Genomic DNA, 12181 nt, shown 5'->3' on the forward strand with positions numbered 1-12181 from the left:
GAGTGGGCGTGGGCTTCGCCACGACCTCCTTGGGCGGCGGCTGCGCCACTTCCTTGCGCGGCAGCAGCTTGGGGTCGCGCGGCTTGCCCAGCCGCACCAGCGACGCGTTGATGGGCTTCTGGTCCAGGTTCACCTTCGGCGCGGACGTGAAGCCCGCGTAGAAGAGCGCCGCCGCGACCACCGCCACGTGCCCGACCACGGAGACGACGAGGAAGCGCGACAGCCGCGTGGGCCGTGACACCAGCAGGCTGTGGGAAACCGCGGAGCTCATGGGCTAGCGCTTCGCCTCCTTGGGCTTGCCCTTGGCGGGTGCCTTGCCGGAGTTGGACGCCTTGGAGCCCGTGGCGGGTTCCGTGATCATCCCCACGTTGGCGATGCCCGCGCGCTGGGCGGCGGCCATCACCTCCACCACCACGCCGTACGGCACGTCCCGGTCCGCGTGGAGGTACACTTCCTTGTCCGCCTGCGCCTTGGCGTTGGCGGCGAGCTTCGTCTCCAGCTCCTCCAGCGGCACCTCCGCGTCCCCGATGTAGACCTTGCGTCCCGCATCGATGGAGAGGACGACCTTCTTCTCCGTCGCCTCCACCGGGGCCGCCTTCGTCTCCGGGAGGTTCACCTTCACGCCCTGCTGGATGAGGGGCGCCGTCACCATGAAGATGATGAGCAGCACCAGCATCACGTCCACCATGGGCGTGACGTTGATCTCGCTCATGGTGGTGCGCCCACCGCCGCCCTTGCCTCCGCCCATGCCCATGTGACGGGTCCCCTAGCGGAAGAAGTGCCGCTTGATGATGTTGAGGAAGTCCGCGGAGAAGTTGGACATCTCCGTGTCGAACACCTTGATGCGGCTGACGAACGAGTTGTACGCGACCACCGCCGGGATGGCCGCGAACAGCCCCGCCGCCGTGGCGAACAGCGCGTTGCCCACCGGCGCCGCCACCGTGGCCAGCGTGGCGTTGCCCTGCTCCGCGATGTTGTTGAACGCGCCCAGGATGCCAATCACCGTGCCGAAGAGCCCCACGAACGGCGACGCGGCGCCCACCGTGCCCAAGAAGGACACGCGGTTCTCCAGCTCCGTGATCTGCGCCGTGGCCGCGCGGTTGAGCGCGCGCTCCACGTTCTCGATGCCGCCCAGCTTGGCGCTCATCGCGGCCTCGGCGCCGCCCTCCTGGGTGCCCGTCTGCGCCAGCTTGCTCAGCTCCTCGTAGCCCGCGCAGAACACCTTCGACAGCGGCGAGCCCTCCAGCTTCTGGGCGGACTGATAGATGGCTTCCAGCCGGGACGCCTTCCAGAACGTGTCAAGAAAGGTAAGTGACTGGGCGCGGGCACGCGACAGCTGGGTGGCCTTCATGGCGATGAGGGCCCAGGAGGCGACCGAGACGCCCATGAGGAGGAGGAGCACCGCGAGCTCGATGAACGACGCGTCGCGGATGATCTCCACGTAGTTCATGGCGCCAAAGGCCAGTGGCAGGTGGGGTATCATGGGGTCCAGCGCGTAACATTCCGTCCTCGGGTGGGTCAAACCCGCCGACAACGCCCGGTTGCTTTGGACGGCACTGAATAATTCCCGGGGTCGGTCGTCTGGAGGGTTGTTCCGGGCCGACGACCTCAACCATCCCGAACCACGGATGCCCATCATGAACGCGAGAACGCTCGCCGCATTCCTCTGCTTCTCCTCTGGACTCACTGGCTGCGTCGTTGAAAGCAACCACCCGCGCTACCCCGGCGACGTCCGGATGTCGTGGAGCTTCGACGGCGCCACCTGCGGCCAGATGCGGAACATCGATGGCGTCGACATCTACATCGACGGCGAGATCCTCGAGGGCGACGGCAAGTATCCCTGCTCGGCGAACGGCTTCGACGGCATCATCCTGCACGACTTCGCGCCCGGCACGTACTCGTTCACGGCGCAGGCGGTGGACTACGACGGCGTGGCGGTCTACTCGTACCGCGGCACGTTCTCCGTGGACGGCAACGTGGCGGTGCCCATCAACTTCAACACGGGCAACACGGGCGCCACCTCCTACGCCTATGTGAACTGGCTGTTCCCCACGGAGGCGGGCACGTCCTACCCCTCGTGCGGCCAGGCCGGGGTGGCCTATGTGGATGCCCGCGTGGATGACGGCCCGTGGGGGCGCTTCAACTGCAACCAGGGCAGCCAGGGCCGCTACGTGGAGACGCCGGAGATTGCCCCCGGGCAGCACTACCTGGAGGTCGTGGCCATCGACTCCCTGGAGCGGCCCCTCTACTACTATGGCGGTGCCTTCACGTCGCAGGCCGGCATCCCGGCCTCCATCACGGCGAACACCTGGGCCATTGGCGGCGCCGCGGTGGGTTGGAAGATCTATGAAGGCGCCGTGCGGCTCAGCTGCGGCGAGGCCGGCGTGAGCGAGGTGGGTATCAACTTCCAGGACATGCACACCCTGGAGTGGGTCTACGGTGAGGCGGGCCAGTGGTTCAGGTGCAACGAGTCCCCGGCCGTCTTCGAGTTCCTGCGTCCCGGTGAGTACTACGTGTCCTTGCAGGCGAATGGCACGGGTGGCCGGCGCTACATCTCGCCCCGGGGCGCGGACATGCTGCGCCTGCGCGTCTACGCCCACAGCTTCCCGCCCGCGGAGGACGCTGCCATCGCTCCGCTCGACCGCGTCCAGTAGTCGCAGGGCCCACCCGGAACGGGCGTCATGAAAGGGTCGGAGGCCTTCCAGGCTTCCGGCCCTTCGTGCGTTCTGGGGGGCACGCGGGCGGTGCGGGGGGCGTTGGCATCAAACGTGATAGGGACTCACCCCATGCGGCAAGACAGCCACGGTCCCATCGGCGTGTTCGACTCCGGCATCGGGGGCCTCACCGTCCTCAAGGCGCTCATGGCGCGGCTCCCCCACGAGCGCACGCTCTACCTGGGGGACACCGCGCGCGTGCCCTACGGCACCAAGTCCGGCGAGGTGGTGACGCGCTACTCGCTGAAGAACGCGGAGTTCCTGCTGGAGCGCGGCATCAAGCTGCTGGTGGTGGCGTGCAACACGGCCTCCGCCGCGGCGCTGCCCGCCCTCCAGGCCGCGCTGCCGGTGCCGGTGCTGGGCGTGATCGAGCCCGGGGCCCGCACGGCGCTCCAGCGCACCCGGGGCGGCGGCGTGGGCGTCATCGGGACGCCGGGCACCATCCGCTCCGGCGCGTACCAGCGGGCGCTGGAGGCGGGCAACCCGAAGGTCGCGGTGAAGGCGACGGCGTGCCCGCTCTTCGTGCCCCTTGCGGAAGAGGGGTGGACGAACGGCGACGTGCCGCTACTCGTGGCCCGCGAGTACCTGGCCGGCTTCGCGCGCGACGGCGTGGACACGCTGGTGCTGGGCTGCACCCACTACCCGCTGCTCAAGGGCGTCATCGCCGAGGTCGTGGGGCCGCACGTGTCACTGGTGGACTCGGCGGAGGCCACGGCGGAGGCGGTGGCACAGCTGCTGGAGGAGAAGGGGCTGCTGGCACCGCCGGCGTCCGTGGGCGCGCCCGAGCACGCCTTCTTCGTCACCGACGTGCCGGAGCGCTTCGTGGAGGTGGGGGCCCGCTTCCTGGGGCGCCCCATTCCTTCCGCGGAGCAGGTGGACCTGCGCTTCTAGGCAGCCTTGCCGCCCGGGGCCCTGCCCTCAGCGCACGGGGGGCGTGGAGACGCTCGCCGTGGGCTCCTCGGCGGAGGACTTGAGCAGCTCCTTGGCCGCCTGGATGACCGGCACCTCCTGGGCGCCGTCCACGGCGACGAGCGCCTGGGCGGCCTCCGTGCCGATGTCGTCCTGGCGCGGCAGCTGGCCGGTGGCCCAGGTGATGAGCCGCTCCATCAGCGGGAAGAAGTGGATCATCTTCAGCGGCCGGTTCATCCAGCCCACGGTGATGCAGTAGTACTGGTTGAAGGGCGCGGTGTGGTGGATGCGGTGGTGGTCCGGCGGCAGGATGAGGTGCACGCGCTGCAGGAAGTTGATGATCGCGGGCGGCTCATCCAGGTGCGACCACTTGTGGAACTGGTTGGTCGCCATCACCCAGAAGATCATCGCGCCCAGGAACGCGGCCAGGAACACCCAGCCCGGGCCGGCGAGCGGAATGGCCACCGCGAGCGCCGCCACCGGCAGCGACACGAGGCAGTTGTTGCCGTTGGTCTCCACGAAGTCGTGGCGGGTGATGGCCTTCTCGTCCACGTGGTGCTCGCGGAAGGGGCGGATGAACGCCTTGCCCAGGATGGGCATCTCCGTGGAGCCCCACGTGTCGCCCATCCAGTGGACGAAGCCGGACACGAAGTCCGCGGCCAGGTAGCCCAGCACCACCGCCAGCGTCAGCATCCACGGCCCGGTGTGGTGGGTGCTCCAGAGCTTGTAGACGAGCACGCTCTCCAGGCCCACGAACGCGATGATGGAGGCGATCTCCATGGCGCGGATGGCGGGCGAGTAGCCCTGCGCGAGCGCCTGGGCATCCTGCAGGCGGACCTTGTCCGCGATGGTGTCCGGCTTCTTCATCGTTGGTCGTTCCGGCCGCGGCAGGGAGGGAGGGGCTGACGGCGCGATCGTCAGAACGGTTTACGTACCCCAGGCCATTTCAGCTTTTCAACAGAGGCGCCCATGCCCGGCAGGCTGGTGGACCCGTGCGGATCCGTACACGGAGGGTGCCAGAAGGTGGCGGACGCACACCCCAGGGAGCGGGCAGGCACGCGTAAAAGAGGTGCGGGACGCGTGACGCTTACCTTGTGAAGCCTGGACCCCGCTGCTACGGTGCCCGACCTCGGCAATGGCGAAAACCTTCGAAAAAGCCGTCACCGGCTTCAATCACAACATCAAGCACAAGGGGAAGGTCTACCACGTCCAGACCGAGGACTCGGGCGTCAACAACCCCCACATCATCACCCACCTGTTCGTGGGCGGGAACATCCTCGCGTCCAAGAAGACGTCCTACGCGGACATCCTCAACGCGGAGAACCTGGCGGAGGTCGTGCGCGAGTTGATGGAGGAGCAGCACAAGGAGATGCTGCGCAACCTCATCAACGGCGTGTACGACAACTACGAGTCCACGGTCCGTTCGTACCAGCCGGGCCAGCTCGCGACGGACGCGGAGATGGCCGCGCAGCCGAAGCTGCCGCAAGCGCCCGCGCAGCCGCGTCCCCCCACGCCTCCTCCGCCGCCCGTCGCGGCCCCCGCCTCACAGCTGCCTCCGGAAGTGGCCGCCGCGCGCGCCCTCAAGGAGAAGCCGCGCATCAACGAGGTGGGCGTGGAGACGCTCTTCGGAGAGGACCTCATCTCCGAGAAGAGCCTGGACGAGGTCATCCTCAGCTACCTGGCGAGCGAGGGCGAGCCCTCTTAAGGCCGCTCGCGCGGTGCCGCCCTCCGGCCACGCCCGGCCCGTTCCTGGGCGGGCTCCGGGGGCGTGGTACGCTGCCCGGAGGGCCTCGCGCTTCTCCGGACATGATCCAGTTCTTCCACGTCTACAAGGCGTATCCCGGCGATCCGCCGGTGTTGCAGGACATCAACCTGAACGTGGAGAAGGGCGAGTTCGTCTTCCTCACCGGCCCGTCCGGCGCCGGGAAGACGACGCTGCTCAAGCTCATCTTCTGCGGGGAGAAGGCCACCAAGGGGCAGATCCTGGTGGGCGGCAAGAACATCGCGCGCATCCGCGAGTCGGCGGTGCCGTACCTGCGGCGCAACATCGGCGTGGTGTTCCAGGACTTCAAGCTGCTGCCCCACCGCAGCGTCGCGGACAACGTGGGCTTCACGCTGGACGTGCTGGGCGTGCCCCGCGCGGAAGGCCGCGAGAAGGTGCACCGGATGCTCAAGCTGGTGGGCCTGGAGCACAAGGCGAACTCGCTGCCCCTCAGGCTATCGGGTGGAGAGCAGCAGCGCGTGGTGATCGCGCGCGCGCTGGTGAACGACCCCACCATCCTCCTGGCGGACGAGCCCACGGGCAACCTGGACCCGGCGCTCACCGTCGAAATCATGGACCTGCTCACGGACATCAACATCCGGGGCACCACGGTGATGGTGGCCACGCACGACGCCACGCTCCTTTCGCGCTACCAGAAGCGCACGGTGCGCCTGGAGCGCGGGCTCATCGTCTCCGACGAGGACGGCGTCAAGGCGGCGCGGCGGATGCTGGTATGAGCGTGCTGTCGAAGGCGGCCTACTTCTGGCGCTCGGCGGCCGGGGGGCTGAAGCATTCGCCCTTCGTGCACTTCATCGCCGTGTCCACCATCGCCATCGCGCTGTTCGCGGCGGGGCTGGCGCGGGGCGCGTCGCACGTGGTGGACAACCTGCTCGCGTCGCTGGGCGGCGAGGTGGAGGTGACGCTCTACCTGGCGCCGCAGCTGGGCGAGGACGAGGTGCACGGCGTCCACACGCGCGTGGTGGAGCTGAGTCACGGCGAGGTGACGGTGGTGCCGCCGGAAGCGGCGCTGAAGCGGCTCAAGCAGGAGCTGGGCGACCTGGGCGAGGCGCTGTCGGAGCTGCCGGAGAACCCGCTGCCCGCGACGCTGGAATTGCGCGTGCCGGAGGCGCGGCGCTCTCCCGCGGCGCTGGCGGCCCTGGCGAAGGAGCTGCGCGCGCTGCCCGGCGTCACCGGCGTGGACTACGGCGAGGCCGCGGTGGAGCGGCTGTCCGCCATCGCCCGCGCGCTGAGCTTCGGCGCGCTGGTGGCGCTGGTGGTGGTGCTGGGGACGACCATCGTCATCGTCGCGGCCACGCTCCAGCTGGCCATCTATTCGCGGCGCGAGGAGATTGAAATCCAGAAGCTGGTGGGCGCCACGGACCGCTTCGTGAAGGCGCCGTTCCTCCTGGAGGGGCTGCTGCAGGGGCTGTTGGGCGCGCTGGTGGCGGTGGGCGGGCTGTGGCTGTTCGGCCGGCTCCTGGGGCCCACGCTGGGCTCGCTCTTCGCGTTCCTCCTGGGGCCGGGCGTGGCCGCGCCGTGGGTGGAGACGCGCACCGCGCTGGAGTTGCTCGTGGCCGGCTGCGCGCTGGGCCTGGGCGGCAGCTTCGTCGCGGTGGGGCGCTTCCTGCGCGTATGAGGCGGCTCGTCTGGCTCATGGCGCTGTTGGGCGCGAGCGCCGCGTTCGCCCAGCAGGACGAGGAGGCGGAGCGCGCGGCCATCCGCGAGAAGCTGGCCGCGCAGCGCGCGACGCTGGCCCTGGTGGAGGCGAAGAAGCTCTCCGTGCTGGAGGGCATGGAGCTGATGGAGGACATGGCCGCCTTCTCCCGCCGCCGCGTGCGCGCGCTGGAAGGCGACCTGAACCTCTTCCGCCGCCGCGTCGCGCTCGCGGAGAAGGAAGAGGCCGTGCTGCGCGAGGCCCTGCGCGCCCAGCTGCGCCGGCTGTCTCCGCGCCTGCGCACCCTGTACCGGCTCCAGCGCCGCCGCCCGCTGGAGGTGCTCCTGTCCGCGGACGACTTCGCCGCGCTCATGTGGCGCGCCCGCGCGCTGGAGGCCAGCATGGCGGGTGACCTGGAGCTCTTGCGCACCGTGCAGCACGTGGCGACGCTCCAGCGGCAGGCGACGCTGGAGCTGAAGCGGCTGCACACCTCGCTGTCGCAGCGCGTGGCCTTCCTCCAGCAGCAGTCGAAGCAGGCCCAGGCCCAGCAGGAGGCGCTGGAGGAGGTGGTGGGGAAGCTGGCCGGCGAAGCGGAGCTGGCGAAGCGCGCCGTGCGCGAGCTGGAGGGCGCGGACGCGGAGCTCACCCGCATGCTGGTGGACCTGCATGAAGCCCCCGCGACGAGCGGCTTCGGCGCCCTGAAGGGCAAGCTGCCCCGGCCCGTGGCGGGCATCGTGGAGGTGGGCTTCGGCCGCGTGGTGAACCCGCGCTTCAACACCGTCACTGTGCAGAAGGGCGTGGACATCCGCGCCGCGGCGGGCACCCCCGTGCACGCGGTGGCCGAGGGCACCGTCGTCTACGCGGGCTGGCTGCGCGGCTACGGCAACCTGCTCATCGTCGACCACGGAGACGACTTCCACACGCTGGTCGCCCACCTCTCCACCATCTCCGTCGCCGTGGGCACGCGCGTGGCCCCGGGGGACGTGGTGGGGGAGGTGGGAGACACCGGCTCCCTCAAGGGCGCCTACCTGTACTTCGAGGTCCGCCGCGCCGGGCAGGCAGTCGACCCAGCCCCCTGGCTGGCCCCCGCCACGGCGGCTGCCGGGACGCCGTGACACTGTCTGTTTTGATGCGCTGCGTCCAAGATGCAGGGACGTTAGAAGCAGGTGGTCGTCGGTGGACGAAGGAGGCCCTCGCGTGGACCTGATGGGTGGGATGCAGGAAGCGATGCGCCGCGTGCTGGTGGCGCGGGGTGTGGAGTCGGAGACGGTGAACGTGGGTGGGCAGGCGGTGCACCACTACGCGCTGGAGGGGCAGGGCGAGGGTCCGCCGGTGGTGCTGGTGCACGGGCTGGGCGGGTCCGCCAACGGCTTCGGGCGCACCTTCTTCGGGCTGGCGAAGCGCTTCTCCCGCGTGCTCGCGCCGGACCTGCCGGGCCACGGCTTCTCCAGTGAGTACTGCGGCGGCCCCACCTGCGTGCGGAGCCAGTTCGACGTGCTGCGCGCCTACTTCGAAGAGGTGGTGAAGACGCCTGCCCTCGTGGTGGGCAACTCGCTGGGCGGGGCCATGGCCGTCAACCTGGCCTCCGAGCATGCCGCCTGGGTGAAGGCGCTGGCGCTGGTGGCCCCCGCGGGCGCGGAGCTGACGCCGCAGGCGCTGGCGGCGCTGCTGGGGCACTTCGCGGTGAAGTCGCCCGCGGACGTCCGCGCCCTGACGCGCAAGCTCTTCCACCGGCCGCCCCTGGGCGCGCTGCTGCTCGCGCCGGTGCTGAGCAAGCTCTACACGACGCCCACGGTGCAGGCGCTGGCGGCGGATGCGCTCGCGACGCAGGCGAGCATCGCGCCCCATGCGGTGCGGGATTTGAAGATGCCGGTGCTCTTCCTCTGGGGCGGCAGCGAGCGGCTCCTCCCCCCGGAAATCCTCGACTGGTACCGGCAGCACCTGCCCGCCCAGGCGGAGGTGCATGTGGTGGAGGGCTTTGGCCACGTGCCGCAGATGGAGCGGCCGGACGCGTTCGTGTCCCACCTGGTGGGCTTCGCGGACCGGGCCCGCCTCTAAGGGCGGGAATCGTCCGGCGGGCCGGGTGTAGACTCGGGGGCCTTGCGACGGCCCCTTCCAACCGACCCCCGAGGACGCGCTCCCGTGACCCGTTTCCCGAAGCCGTGGCGCATGGGATTCGCCGCGCTCCTGCTGTGGGGCGCGCCCGCGCTCGCGCAGAAGCCAGGGGACGCGGCGGGCCGGGAGGAATCCGCGTACCGCCAGCTGGAGCTGTTCGCGCGGGTGCTCTCCTACGTGGAGAACAACTACGTGGAGGGCGTGGACCGCAAAACGCTCATCCAGGGCGCCATCCAGGGGATGCTCGACACGCTGGATCCGCACACCCTCTTCATGCCTCCGGAAGTCTTCCGGGAGATGAAGATCGACACGTCCGGTGAGTTCGGCGGCCTGGGCATCGAAATCGCGCGCAAGGGCGACCGGCTGGTGGTGGTGGCGCCCATCGACGACACGCCCGCCGCTCGCGCGGGCATCAAGGCCGGGGACGAGCTGCTCGCCATCGACGGGGAGAGCACCCAGGGCATGGACCTGGGCCGCGCGCTCCAGAAGATGCGTGGGCCGGCGGGGGGCCGCGTGCTGCTCACGCTCATGCGCGCGGGCTTCAACGCGCCCCGGGAGCTGGCCATCCTGCGCGACCACATCCGCATCGTGTCCGTGGAGAGCGCGCTCTACGGCGGCATCGGTCACGTGAAGGTGAAGAACTTCCAGGACCGCACGGACCAGTCGCTGAAGAAGGAGCTGGACCGGCTGCGCGCGCTCAACGGCGGCAGGGAGCTGGACGGCCTGGTGCTGGACCTGCGCAACAACCCCGGCGGCCTGTTGGATCAGGCCGTGGCCATGAGCGACCGCTTCCTGCCGGGCAACCTGCCCATCGTGTCCACGCGCGGGCGCGACGGCCGCAACGCCTCCGAGGAGAAGAGCCGCGACCGAGACACGGAGAAGGACTACCCGCTGGTGGTGCTGGTCAACGCGGGCAGCGCCTCCGCGTCGGAGATCGTCGCGGGCGCGCTCCAGGACCACGGCCGCGCGGTCATCATGGGCACGCAGACCTTCGGCAAGGGCAGCGTGCAGACCATCATCGAGCTGGAGGACGGCTCCGGCCTGAAGCTCACCATCGCGCGCTACTACACACCCAAGGGCCGCAGCATCCAGGAGAAGGGCATCACCCCGGACTTCCTGGTGCCGGAGGACGCCTCCGGGAAGGCGGGCAGTGACGCGCCGCGGGAGAAGGACCTGCGGCGCCACTTCAAGGCGGAGCCGTCCCAGACGACGTCGGAGGTCGCGGCCCAGCCCCGGACCCTGCCCGCGAACCTGAAGGACTGGGCGGTGACGGCGAAGCTCGCGGATCCACAGCTGAGGATTGCGCTCAACTACCTCCATGGGTTGGCGCCAGGGCCCACGCCCCGGGCCTCCGGGAGCACGGCGGGTCGCTGAAACCCCCTTTCGAGGTGGCGTTCCGCCTCGCAGTGCGTGTAATGCGCACAGCAACGAGGGAGACCGGATGCGACGTCCTTTCAATCGCGCGCTGCACGCGACGCTCAGTGGCTGGCTGGTGGGAATGCTGGCCGTGGGCCCCGCCGCCGCGCAGCAGCAACACGTACCGCTGCGGCTGATGCCGCGAACGCTGCCGACGGCGGCGGGCCCCCGCGTGGCGGTGGTGGCCATTCCCGTGGATGCCTCGCTGGAGGGTGAGGCGCTGGCGCTGGCGCACTGGGCGGAGCAGGCCGTGGCCCGCTCCGGCCGGATGGAGCTGGTGCGGCTGACGGACGCGCTGGATGCCCAGGGCGCGGCCGCGCGCCAGGAGAAGGCGGTCGAGGGCAACGCCGCGTTCAAGGAAGGCGCGAAGGCCTACGACGAGCTGGACACCGTGAAGGCGCTCCAGAGCTTCGACAAGGCGGTGAAGGCCTACGAGCAGGCGGACCTGTCGCGCGCGTTCCCGCTGCTCAGCCGCGCGCGGGTGATGAAGGCCGCGACGCAGGGGGTCAACGGTGAGAACAAGGCCGCGGAGCTGGAGATGCGCGGCGTGCTCGCGGTGGATCCGCGCGCCACCTTCAACGCCAACTTCTTCCCGCCCGAGTCCATGGCGTTCGTGGAGAAGGAGCGCAAGGCGCAGCTGGACGGCGCGCAGGCCACGCTGAACGTGACCACGCAGCCCGCCGCCGCGCAGGTGTTCGTGGATGGCACCTACAAGGGCGTGTCCCCGCTGGCGCTCACCGGCCTGACGCGCGCGGACCACTACGTGACGCTGGTGGCGCCGGGCTACGCCGTGACGGAAGGGCGGGCTCGCGAGGGTGAGGCCTCCTTCTCGCTCACGAAGCTGCCGGTGCAGCAGCGCTACGCGGCGCTCGTGGAGCGCATCGCGAAGAACCCCGACGACGAGGAGCGGGACCAGGCACTGCAGGAGCTGGGCGCGCTCGCGGGCGTGCCGCAGGTGCTGGCGCTGCTGGTGCGCGGCGGTCCGGGCAACGCGCCGCTGACCGTCACCGGCCTGCGCATGGACGTGGCGGACGGCCACAACCTGGCGTACGCGCTGGGCCAGGTGCCGCGCGGCGACGCGATGGCCACGGGCTCCGAGGCGCTCTTGACGGGCCTGGTCGCCCAGGACGCGGCGCGCGTGGACGGCAAGCCGGTGAAGCACTTCGCCAGCGGCGGAGGCGTGAGCCGCAAGACCGCGGGCTACGTGCTGCTGGCCACGGGCGTGGCGCTGCTGGCGGGCGGCATCTACTTCGGCCTGGAGTCCTCCTCCAAGGCGGACGCGTTCAAGACCGCGCCGCAGGGCAGCACGCGCGCGGAGGACCTGAAGAGCACCGGCAAGACGTACGCGCTGGTGGCGGACATCGGCGTGCTGGCGGGCCTGGTGTCCGCGGGCGCCGGCAGCTACCTGGCGTTCTACAAGAAGGGTGGGGGCTCGTCGTCCAGCACCCCCGCGAGCCCTCCGGCGGAGAAGGCCGCGCCGGCTCGTGAGGAAAAGCCCATGAAGGAGGCGCTGCCCATGCCGCCGCCTCCGCCCGCCGCGAAGACGGAGCCCGCCCCCAAGGCGAACACCACGGCCACGCCCGTCACCGAGCCGGCCCCGGCGAACAACCC

At 70.4% G+C, this 12181-nt stretch carries 12 protein-coding genes and 1 pseudogene; 9 read left to right on the forward strand and 4 right to left on the reverse strand.

What is annotated here, in order from left to right:
* From D7V80_RS36935 to D7V80_RS36945, 3 genes and pseudogenes are all read right to left on the reverse strand, one after another.
* Positions 1 to 271: pseudogene (locus tag D7V80_RS36935) on the reverse strand (energy transducer TonB); the annotation flags it as partial.
* A gap of 3 nt (positions 272 to 274) precedes the next feature.
* Positions 275 to 754: a protein TolR gene (gene tolR / locus D7V80_RS36940; RefSeq protein WP_120592544.1), complete on the reverse strand. Its 480-nt coding sequence runs from the start codon at positions 752 to 754 to the stop codon at positions 275 to 277.
* Between the two features lie 12 nt (positions 755 to 766).
* The gene (locus D7V80_RS36945) at positions 767 to 1483 is read right to left on the reverse strand and encodes a MotA/TolQ/ExbB proton channel family protein (protein WP_120592545.1); all 717 of its coding nucleotides are present in this window, start codon (positions 1481 to 1483) and stop codon (positions 767 to 769) included.
* 154 nt (positions 1484 to 1637) lie between these two features.
* Here D7V80_RS36945 and D7V80_RS36950 point away from each other — a divergent pair, with 154 nt between their 5' ends.
* Both D7V80_RS36950 and murI read left to right on the forward strand, forming a co-directional pair.
* Complete coding sequence (locus D7V80_RS36950) at positions 1638 to 2654, forward strand: hypothetical protein (RefSeq protein ID WP_147447340.1); 1017 nt, start codon at positions 1638 to 1640, stop codon at positions 2652 to 2654.
* 132 nt (positions 2655 to 2786) lie between these two features.
* A complete protein-coding gene (murI, locus tag D7V80_RS36955; protein WP_014399032.1) occupies positions 2787 to 3605 on the forward strand; it encodes a glutamate racemase in 819 nt (272 codons plus the stop codon).
* Positions 3606 to 3632: 27 nt separating this feature from the next.
* Here the strand turns inward: murI and carF are convergent, their stop codons facing one another.
* Positions 3633 to 4490 carry a plasmanylethanolamine desaturase gene (carF, locus tag D7V80_RS36960; RefSeq protein ID WP_120592547.1) on the reverse strand — a complete coding sequence of 286 codons (858 nt, stop codon included), beginning with the start codon at positions 4488 to 4490 and terminating at the stop codon, positions 3633 to 3635.
* Positions 4491 to 4758: 268 nt separating this feature from the next.
* Here carF and D7V80_RS36965 point away from each other — a divergent pair, with 268 nt between their 5' ends.
* The 7 genes from D7V80_RS36965 to D7V80_RS36995 form a co-directional block, all read left to right on the forward strand.
* Entirely contained in the window at positions 4759 to 5328 is a 570-nt protein-coding gene (locus D7V80_RS36965) for a hypothetical protein (RefSeq protein WP_120592548.1), read from the forward strand.
* A gap of 101 nt (positions 5329 to 5429) precedes the next feature.
* Complete coding sequence (ftsE, locus tag D7V80_RS36970) at positions 5430 to 6122, forward strand: cell division ATP-binding protein FtsE (RefSeq protein WP_120527935.1); 693 nt, start codon at positions 5430 to 5432, stop codon at positions 6120 to 6122.
* A complete protein-coding gene (locus D7V80_RS36975; RefSeq protein ID WP_120592549.1) occupies positions 6119 to 7021 on the forward strand; it encodes an ABC transporter permease in 903 nt (300 codons plus the stop codon). The genes ftsE and D7V80_RS36975 overlap by 4 nt, the downstream gene beginning before the upstream one ends.
* Positions 7018 to 8154: a murein hydrolase activator EnvC gene (locus D7V80_RS36980; RefSeq protein ID WP_199738948.1), complete on the forward strand. Its 1137-nt coding sequence runs from the start codon at positions 7018 to 7020 to the stop codon at positions 8152 to 8154. Before D7V80_RS36975 ends, D7V80_RS36980 begins: the two co-directional genes overlap by 4 nt.
* A gap of 82 nt (positions 8155 to 8236) precedes the next feature.
* Positions 8237 to 9097: an alpha/beta fold hydrolase gene (locus tag D7V80_RS36985; protein WP_120592550.1), complete on the forward strand. Its 861-nt coding sequence runs from the start codon at positions 8237 to 8239 to the stop codon at positions 9095 to 9097.
* A gap of 84 nt (positions 9098 to 9181) precedes the next feature.
* Positions 9182 to 10528: a S41 family peptidase gene (locus tag D7V80_RS36990; RefSeq protein WP_120592551.1), complete on the forward strand. Its 1347-nt coding sequence runs from the start codon at positions 9182 to 9184 to the stop codon at positions 10526 to 10528.
* Between the two features lie 67 nt (positions 10529 to 10595).
* On the forward strand, positions 10596 to 12181 hold a 1586-nt coding region (locus D7V80_RS36995; protein ID WP_120592552.1), incomplete at its 3' end, for a PEGA domain-containing protein.

Source organism: Corallococcus sp. CA054B, assembly GCF_003611625.1.
GTDB classification, from domain to species: domain Bacteria; phylum Myxococcota; class Myxococcia; order Myxococcales; family Myxococcaceae; genus Corallococcus; species Corallococcus coralloides.

Excerpts from the sequence above, each read along its gene's own strand:
- D7V80_RS36965 (WP_120592548.1), top strand. The coding sequence starts at position 4,759 with ATGGCGAAAACCTTCGAAAAAGCCGTCACCGGCTTCAATCACAACATC.
- tolR (WP_120592544.1), bottom strand. The coding sequence starts at position 754 with ATGGGCATGGGCGGAGGCAAGGGCGGCGGTGGGCGCACCACCATGAGC.
- ftsE (WP_120527935.1), top strand. The coding sequence starts at position 5,430 with ATGATCCAGTTCTTCCACGTCTACAAGGCGTATCCCGGCGATCCGCCG.
- D7V80_RS36950 (WP_147447340.1), top strand. The coding sequence starts at position 1,638 with ATGAACGCGAGAACGCTCGCCGCATTCCTCTGCTTCTCCTCTGGACTC.
- carF (WP_120592547.1), bottom strand. The coding sequence starts at position 4,490 with ATGAAGAAGCCGGACACCATCGCGGACAAGGTCCGCCTGCAGGATGCC.
- D7V80_RS36980 (WP_199738948.1), top strand. The coding sequence starts at position 7,018 with ATGAGGCGGCTCGTCTGGCTCATGGCGCTGTTGGGCGCGAGCGCCGCG.
- D7V80_RS36945 (WP_120592545.1), bottom strand. The coding sequence starts at position 1,483 with ATGATACCCCACCTGCCACTGGCCTTTGGCGCCATGAACTACGTGGAG.
- D7V80_RS36975 (WP_120592549.1), top strand. The coding sequence starts at position 6,119 with ATGAGCGTGCTGTCGAAGGCGGCCTACTTCTGGCGCTCGGCGGCCGGG.
- murI (WP_014399032.1), top strand. The coding sequence starts at position 2,787 with ATGCGGCAAGACAGCCACGGTCCCATCGGCGTGTTCGACTCCGGCATC.